This window comes from Pseudomonas morbosilactucae, from assembly GCF_023241665.1.
In the GTDB taxonomy this organism is placed as follows: domain Bacteria; phylum Pseudomonadota; class Gammaproteobacteria; order Pseudomonadales; family Pseudomonadaceae; genus Aquipseudomonas; species Aquipseudomonas morbosilactucae.
On the sequence record NZ_JALQCX010000036.1, the window covers coordinates 87,668 to 94,397 of the forward strand.

Below are 6,730 nucleotides of genomic sequence, written 5' to 3' on the forward strand. Positions count from 1 at the left end.
GGCGTCTTCCCCTCCGGATGACCCCGCTGCCGCGCCGGCTCTCCCTATCCGGCCCGCAGCGGACGGCTGTGCTGCCCCCACCTTCCAGCGCCGGCCTCTCTTCCACCCGCAACAGGCGCCATGGGACTCAACCACAGACTGACAAAGGACAAACTCCACCATGACCGCCCGTTACGCAAAAATCGCCATGACTTTGGCCATCGCCGCCTTCGCCCTGTTGGTGGCCTTCAACAACATCAGCGACTACGCCTCCAACTTCGCCTTCGTCCAACACGTCCTGAGCATGGACACCCTGTTCCCCGGCAACACGGCCACCGGCCGCGCCATCACCGCGCCCTGGCTGTGGCACAGCGGCTACTGGCTGATCATCAGCGGTGAAGCCCTGACCGGCCTGCTCCTGGCCTGGGGCGCCCTGACCCTGTGGCGCAACCGGCATGCCGATGGCGCCCGCTTCAACCGCGCCAAAGCCCCGGCACTGGCCGGCCTGTGCCTGGGCTTTATGGTCTGGTTCTTCGGCTTCATGGTGGTGGGCGGCGAATGGTTCATGATGTGGCAATCCCACACCTGGAACGGCCAGGAAGCGGCCTTCAAGTTCTATATGGCGATCCTCGGGCTGCTGATCTTCCTCAACCAGCCCGACCCTGAGCTGAGCTGAATCAAAGGCAAAAAAAGGCCCGCCCTGGCATCCAGGGCGGGCCTTTTGCAGTTCAGCTAAGGCTCACTGCACGGGGCGACCTCAGCGGTTGAGCTTGAAGTCTTTTTCCGCAGCTTCGAAACGCTGGACCATGCCGGCGCTCGGTGCGCTCATCTTGCTCACCAAGAGAATGGCCAGGCTGGCGAAGATAAAGCCTGGGATGATTTCGTACAGGCCCAGCAGCTCGAAGTGCTTCCACAGCACCACGGTCAGCGCGCCGACGATAATCCCGGCCAACGCGCCGTTGCGGGTCATGCCTTTCCAGATCACCGAGATCAGCACCACTGGACCGAAGGCCGCACCGAAACCGGCCCAGGCGTAGCTGACCAGGCCCAGTACACGGTTAGTCGGGTCGGCAGCCAGGCCAATCGCCACCAGCGCGACCACCAGCACCATCGCCCGGCCAACCCACACCAGCTCCTGTTGGGAAGCGCGTTTACGCAGGAAGGCTTTGTAGAAGTCTTCGGTCAGGGCGCTGGAGCACACCAGCAACTGGCAGCTCAAGGTGCTCATCACGGCCGCAAGGATGGCCGACAACAGCACACCAGCAATCCATGGGTTGAACAACAGCTTGGCCAACTCGATAAACACCCGCTCAGGGTTCTCGGCCACGGGGCCGGCCACTTCAGGGTGCGCCGAGAAGTAAGCGATACCGAAGAAGCCCACTGCCACGGTGCCGCCCAGGCACAGGATCATCCAGGTCATGGAGATGCGACGGGCGTTGGCGATCGACTTGACCGAATCCGCCGCCATGAAGCGCGCCAGGATGTGCGGCTGGCCAAAGTAGCCCAAGCCCCAGCCCAGCAACGAGATCACGCCGATGAAGGTGGTGTTCTTCAGCATGTCGAAGTTGGTGGCGTCCTTGGCCTCGATCGCCAGGAAGGTGGTATCGACCCCGCCGGTGGCCAGCAGCACGATGATCGGGGTAAGGATCAGGGCGAAGATCATCAGGGTGGCTTGCACCGTGTCAGTCCAGCTCACCGCCAGGAAACCGCCGACGAAAGTGTAGGCGATGGTGGCGGCAGCACCGGCCCACAGCGCCGTCTCGTAAGGCATACCGAAGGTGCTTTCGAACAGACGGGCACCGGCAACGATGCCGGAAGCGCAATAGATGGTGAAGAACACCAGGATCACCACCGCGGAAATGATCCGCAGCAGGCCGCTTCTGTCTTCAAAACGGCTGGAGAAGTAGTCCGGCAGGGTCAGCGCATCGCCGTTGTGCTCGGTCTGCACCCGCAGGCGGCCGGCCACGAACAGCCAGTTCAGGTAGGCACCGACGATCAGGCCGATGGCGATCCAGCTTTCCGACAGGCCGGACATGTAGATGGCGCCCGGCAGGCCCATCAGCAGCCAGCCACTCATGTCGGACGCACCGGCGGACAACGCGGTGACCACGCTGCCAAGGCTGCGACCGCCCAGAATGTAATCGGAAAGGTTGTTGGTGGAGCGATAGGCCATAAAGCCGATCAGCACCATTGCTGCGATGTAGATCACGAACGTGATCAAGGTTGGATTGCTTGCACTCATGTGAGTTACGCCCTGGCTTTGTTTTTATGTAGCAGCGATCAGCACAACCGCCGCCCAACGGATACGTTTGAGAGACGATCGGGTATTACGCGCATTTATGACTGATGTTTCCCCAGGAAAGCCATCAGCCGATGAACCGCCGCAAAGGGAGGTTGCACCTGAGGCGCGAATCCTATTCAACAACTCCAGCGAGGTGCAACCTGTTTCACGGAATTCAGTTGCACCTCATCGAATTTAGGACCGGAACGAATGTTTTTGCTCCTTTTTGGAGCAAAAAACCAACTTTCCAGAATTAATCGCACCAAGGCAATGCGGGCGTTTGCTCGCCCTATTCACTTCCTGACGAGCTGTGATTGTTTCCGGCAAAAAAAGGGTTGCACCCGGTTGCACCCTATTCAGCGCAAGGCTAATCTTGCCGCCAGCTGATGCCACGCAGTCGTGGCAAACATGAGGATAAAAATATGGCTACCACCACCCTCGGGGTCAAACTCGACGACCCTACCCGCGAGCGTTTGAAGGCCGCGGCAACCTCCATTGATCGCACGCCCCACTGGCTGATCAAACAGGCGATTTTCAATTACCTGGAGAAACTCGAGGGTGGTGCAACCCTGACCGAGCTGAGCGGTGCGACCGGCAAAGACGGCGACGACGCCGGCGAAGTCCAGGCTGACCACGCCCATCAGTGCTTCCTGGAGTTTGCCGAAAGCATCCTCCCGCAGTCGGTATTGCGTGCCGCCATCACCGCCGCCTACCGCCGCCCGGAACCGGAAGTGGTGCCGATGTTGCTGGAGCAGGCGCGCCTGCCGGCGCAGATGGCCGAAGCCACCCACAAGCTGGCCGCCTCGATTGCCGAAAAACTGCGCAATCAGAAGAGCGCCGGTGGCCGCGCCGGCATCGTCCAGGGCCTGCTGCAGGAATTCTCCCTGTCGTCCCAGGAAGGCGTGGCACTGATGTGCCTGGCCGAAGCCCTGTTGCGCATCCCCGACAAGGGCACCCGCGACGCACTGATCCGCGACAAGATCAGCACCGGCAACTGGCAGCCGCACCTGGGCAACAGCCCGTCGCTGTTCGTCAACGCCGCGACCTGGGGCCTGTTGCTGACTGGCAAGCTGGTCTCCACCCACAACGAAGCGGGCCTGACCTCGTCCCTGAGCCGCATCATCGGCAAGAGCGGCGAGCCGATGATCCGCAAAGGCGTGGACATGGCCATGCGCCTGATGGGCGAGCAGTTCGTCACCGGTGAAACCATCGCCGAAGCCCTGGCCAACGCCAGCAAGTTCGAAGCCAAGGGCTTCCGTTATTCCTACGACATGCTCGGCGAAGCGGCCCTGACCGAGCACGACGCGCAGAAATACCTGGCGTCCTACGAGCAGGCCATTCACTCCATCGGCAAAGCCTCACACGGCCGGGGCATTTATGAAGGCCCGGGCATCTCCATCAAGCTCTCGGCCCTGCACCCACGCTACAGCCGCGCCCAATACGAACGCGTGATGGACGAGCTGTACCCGCGCCTGCTGTCCCTGACCCTGCTGGCCAAGCAATACGACATCGGCCTGAACATCGACGCCGAGGAAGCGGACCGCCTGGAGCTGTCCCTGGACCTGCTGGAACGCCTGTGCTTCGAGCCGCAGTTGACTGGCTGGAACGGCATCGGCTTCGTGATCCAGGCCTACCAGAAGCGTTGCCCGTACGTGATCGACTACGTCATCGACCTGGCGCGCCGCAGCCGCCATCGCCTGATGATCCGCCTGGTAAAAGGCGCGTATTGGGACAGCGAAATCAAGCGCGCCCAGGTCGAAGGCCTGGAAGGCTATCCGGTCTACACCCGCAAGGTGTACACCGACGTTTCCTACATCGCTTGCGCACGCAAACTGCTGTCGGTGCCGGAAGTCATCTACCCGCAATTCGCCACCCACAACGCCCACACTCTGTCGGCCATCTACCACATCGCCGGTCAGAACTATTACCCCGGTCAGTACGAGTTCCAGTGTCTGCACGGCATGGGTGAACCGCTGTACGAACAGGTTGTAGGCAAGGTTTCTGAAGGCAAGCTCAACCGTCCGTGCCGCGTGTACGCACCGGTGGGCACCCACGAAACCCTGCTGGCCTACCTGGTGCGTCGCCTGCTGGAAAACGGCGCCAACACCTCGTTCGTCAACCGCATTGCCGACCAGTCGATCTCCATTCAGGAACTGGTGGCCGATCCGGTAGCCAGCATCGAGCAGATGGCGACCCTGGAAGGCGGCTTCGGCCTGCCGCACCCACGCATCCCGCTGCCACGCGACCTGTACGGCAGCGAACGCGCCAACTCCGCCGGCATCGACCTGGCCAACGAACACCGCTTGGCGTCGCTGTCCTGCGCCTTGCTGGCGACCGCCCATAACAGCTGGAAAGCCGCGCCGATCCTCGGTTGCGCCTCCAGCAATGAAGCCGCCACCCCGGTGCTGAACCCGGCCGATCACCGTGATGTGGTCGGCCACGTGCAGGAAGCCACAGTCGCTGACGTCGACAACGCCATCCAGTGCGCCCTGAACGCCGCGCCGATCTGGCAAGCCACGCCGCCGGCCGAACGCGCCGCGATCCTGGAGCGCGCCGCCGACCTGATGGAAGGCGAGATCCAACCGCTGATGGGCCTGCTGGCCCGTGAAGCCGGCAAGACTTTCGCCAACGCCATCGCCGAAGTGCGGGAGGCCGTGGACTTCCTGCGCTACTACGCGGTGCAGGCACGCAACGACTTCACCAATGACGCCCACCGCCCACTGGGCCCGGTGGTGTGCATCAGCCCGTGGAACTTCCCGCTGGCAATCTTCAGTGGCCAAGTGGCCGCCGCCCTGGCCGCCGGTAACCCGGTCCTGGCCAAACCGGCCGAACAAACCCCACTGGTGGCGGCCCAGGCCGTGCGCCTGTTGCTGGAAGCCGGCATTCCTGAAGGCGTGCTGCAACTGCTGCCCGGCCAGGGCGAAAGCGTCGGTGCCCGCCTGGTGGGTGACGAGCGGGTCAAAGGCGTGATGTTCACCGGCTCCACCGAAGTCGCCCGCCTGCTGCAACGCAACATCGCCGGACGCCTGGACAACCAGGGCCGCCCGATCCCGCTGATCGCCGAAACCGGCGGCCAAAACGCGATGATCGTTGACTCCTCGGCGCTGACCGAACAAGTGGTCATCGATGTGGTGTCCTCGGCCTTCGACAGTGCCGGCCAGCGGTGCTCGGCCCTGCGCGTACTGTGCCTGCAGGAAGATTCCGCCGACCGCGTGATCGAAATGCTCAAGGGCGCCATGGCTGAATCCCGCCTGGGCAACCCGGAACGCCTGTCGGTGGACATCGGCCCAGTGATCGACGCCGAAGCCAAGGCCGGTATCGAGAAGCACATCCAGGCCATGCGCGACAAAGGTCGCAGCGTGTACCAGATGGCCATTGCCGACAGCGAAGAAAGCAAACGCGGCACCTTCGTCATGCCGACCCTGATCGAACTGGAAAGCTTCGACGAGCTGCAACGGGAGATCTTTGGTCCGGTGCTGCACGTGGTGCGCTACAAGCGTAAAGAGATCGACCAGTTGATCGCCCAGATCAATGCGTCCGGCTACGGCCTGACCCTGGGCGTGCACACCCGCATCGACGAAACCATCGCCAAGGTGGTGGACAACGTCAACGCCGGTAACGTCTACGTCAACCGCAACATCGTCGGCGCCGTGGTCGGTGTGCAACCGTTCGGCGGCGAAGGCCTGTCGGGCACCGGCCCGAAAGCCGGCGGCCCGCTGTACCTCTACCGCTTGCTGTCGACCCGCCCGGTGGACGCCATCGAGCAGTCGTTCGTCCGTGGCGACGCGCTGAATGCACCGGACCTGCGCCTGCGTGATGCCATGAGCGCCCCGCTGACAGCCCTCAACACCTGGGCCCAAGGCAATCAGCTCAACGACCTCAGCGCCCTGTGCGCGCAGTTCGCTGCCCAATCGCAAAGCGGCATCACCCGCCAACTGGTGGGCCCGACCGGCGAGCGCAACAGCTACGCGATCCTGCCGCGCGAACACGTGCTGTGCCTGGCGGACCTGGAAAGCGACCTGCTCAACCAACTGGCGGCCGTGCTGGCCGTCGGCGGCTCGGCGGTTTGGCCGGAAAGCGATGTCAGCAAGGCGCTGTTCGCCCGCCTGCCGAAGGACGTGCAAGTGCGCATCCAGCGTGTGGCGGATTGGACCAAGGACGAGGTGGTGTTCGATGCTGTGCTGCACCACGGCGATTCCGACCAGTTGCGCGGCGTCTGCCAGCAAGTGGCCCAGCGCGCCGGTGCGATTGTCGGCGTTCACGGCCTGTCCCAAGGCGAAACCGGCATCGCCCTGGAACGCCTGGTGATCGAACGCGCCCTGAGCGTTAACACTGCGGCAGCCGGCGGCAATGCCAGCTTGATGACAATCGGTTAAGAGCAGCGGCAAGTTTCAAGCGGCAAGGAAGAGCGGTTCGGTTCGGACCTGCTTTCTCTTGCCGCTTGAAGCGTGTAGCGCATCTCTTCTGCCC

Annotated in this window: 3 protein-coding genes; 2 read left to right on the top strand and 1 reads right to left on the bottom strand. The window is 63.1% G+C overall.

Annotated elements, in window-relative coordinates:
- The first annotated feature begins 160 nt into the window (after positions 1 to 160).
- The gene (locus tag M1B35_RS19780) at positions 161 to 655 is read left to right on the top strand and encodes a DUF2165 family protein (RefSeq protein ID WP_123329438.1); all 495 of its coding nucleotides are present in this window, start codon (positions 161 to 163) and stop codon (positions 653 to 655) included.
- A gap of 81 nt (positions 656 to 736) precedes the next feature.
- On the opposite strand, the gene putP is transcribed toward M1B35_RS19780, so the two are convergent.
- Positions 737 to 2,221: a sodium/proline symporter PutP gene (gene putP / locus M1B35_RS19785; RefSeq protein WP_123329436.1), complete on the bottom strand. Its 1,485-nt coding sequence runs from the start codon at positions 2,219 to 2,221 to the stop codon at positions 737 to 739.
- A gap of 461 nt (positions 2,222 to 2,682) precedes the next feature.
- Between putP and putA the strand changes: the two genes are divergently transcribed.
- On the top strand, positions 2,683 to 6,636 hold the full coding sequence (gene putA / locus M1B35_RS19790) for a trifunctional transcriptional regulator/proline dehydrogenase/L-glutamate gamma-semialdehyde dehydrogenase (protein WP_268262839.1): 3,954 nt from the start codon (positions 2,683 to 2,685) through the stop codon (positions 6,634 to 6,636).
- The last annotated feature ends 94 nt before the right edge of the window (positions 6,637 to 6,730 follow it).

Bases quoted from the DNA above. Each gene is read 5' to 3' on its own strand.
- M1B35_RS19780 (WP_123329438.1), top strand. From the start codon at position 161: ATGACCGCCCGTTACGCAAAAATCGCCATGACTTTGGCCATCGCCGCC.
- putA (WP_268262839.1), top strand. From the start codon at position 2,683: ATGGCTACCACCACCCTCGGGGTCAAACTCGACGACCCTACCCGCGAG.
- putP (WP_123329436.1), bottom strand. From the start codon at position 2,221: ATGAGTGCAAGCAATCCAACCTTGATCACGTTCGTGATCTACATCGCA.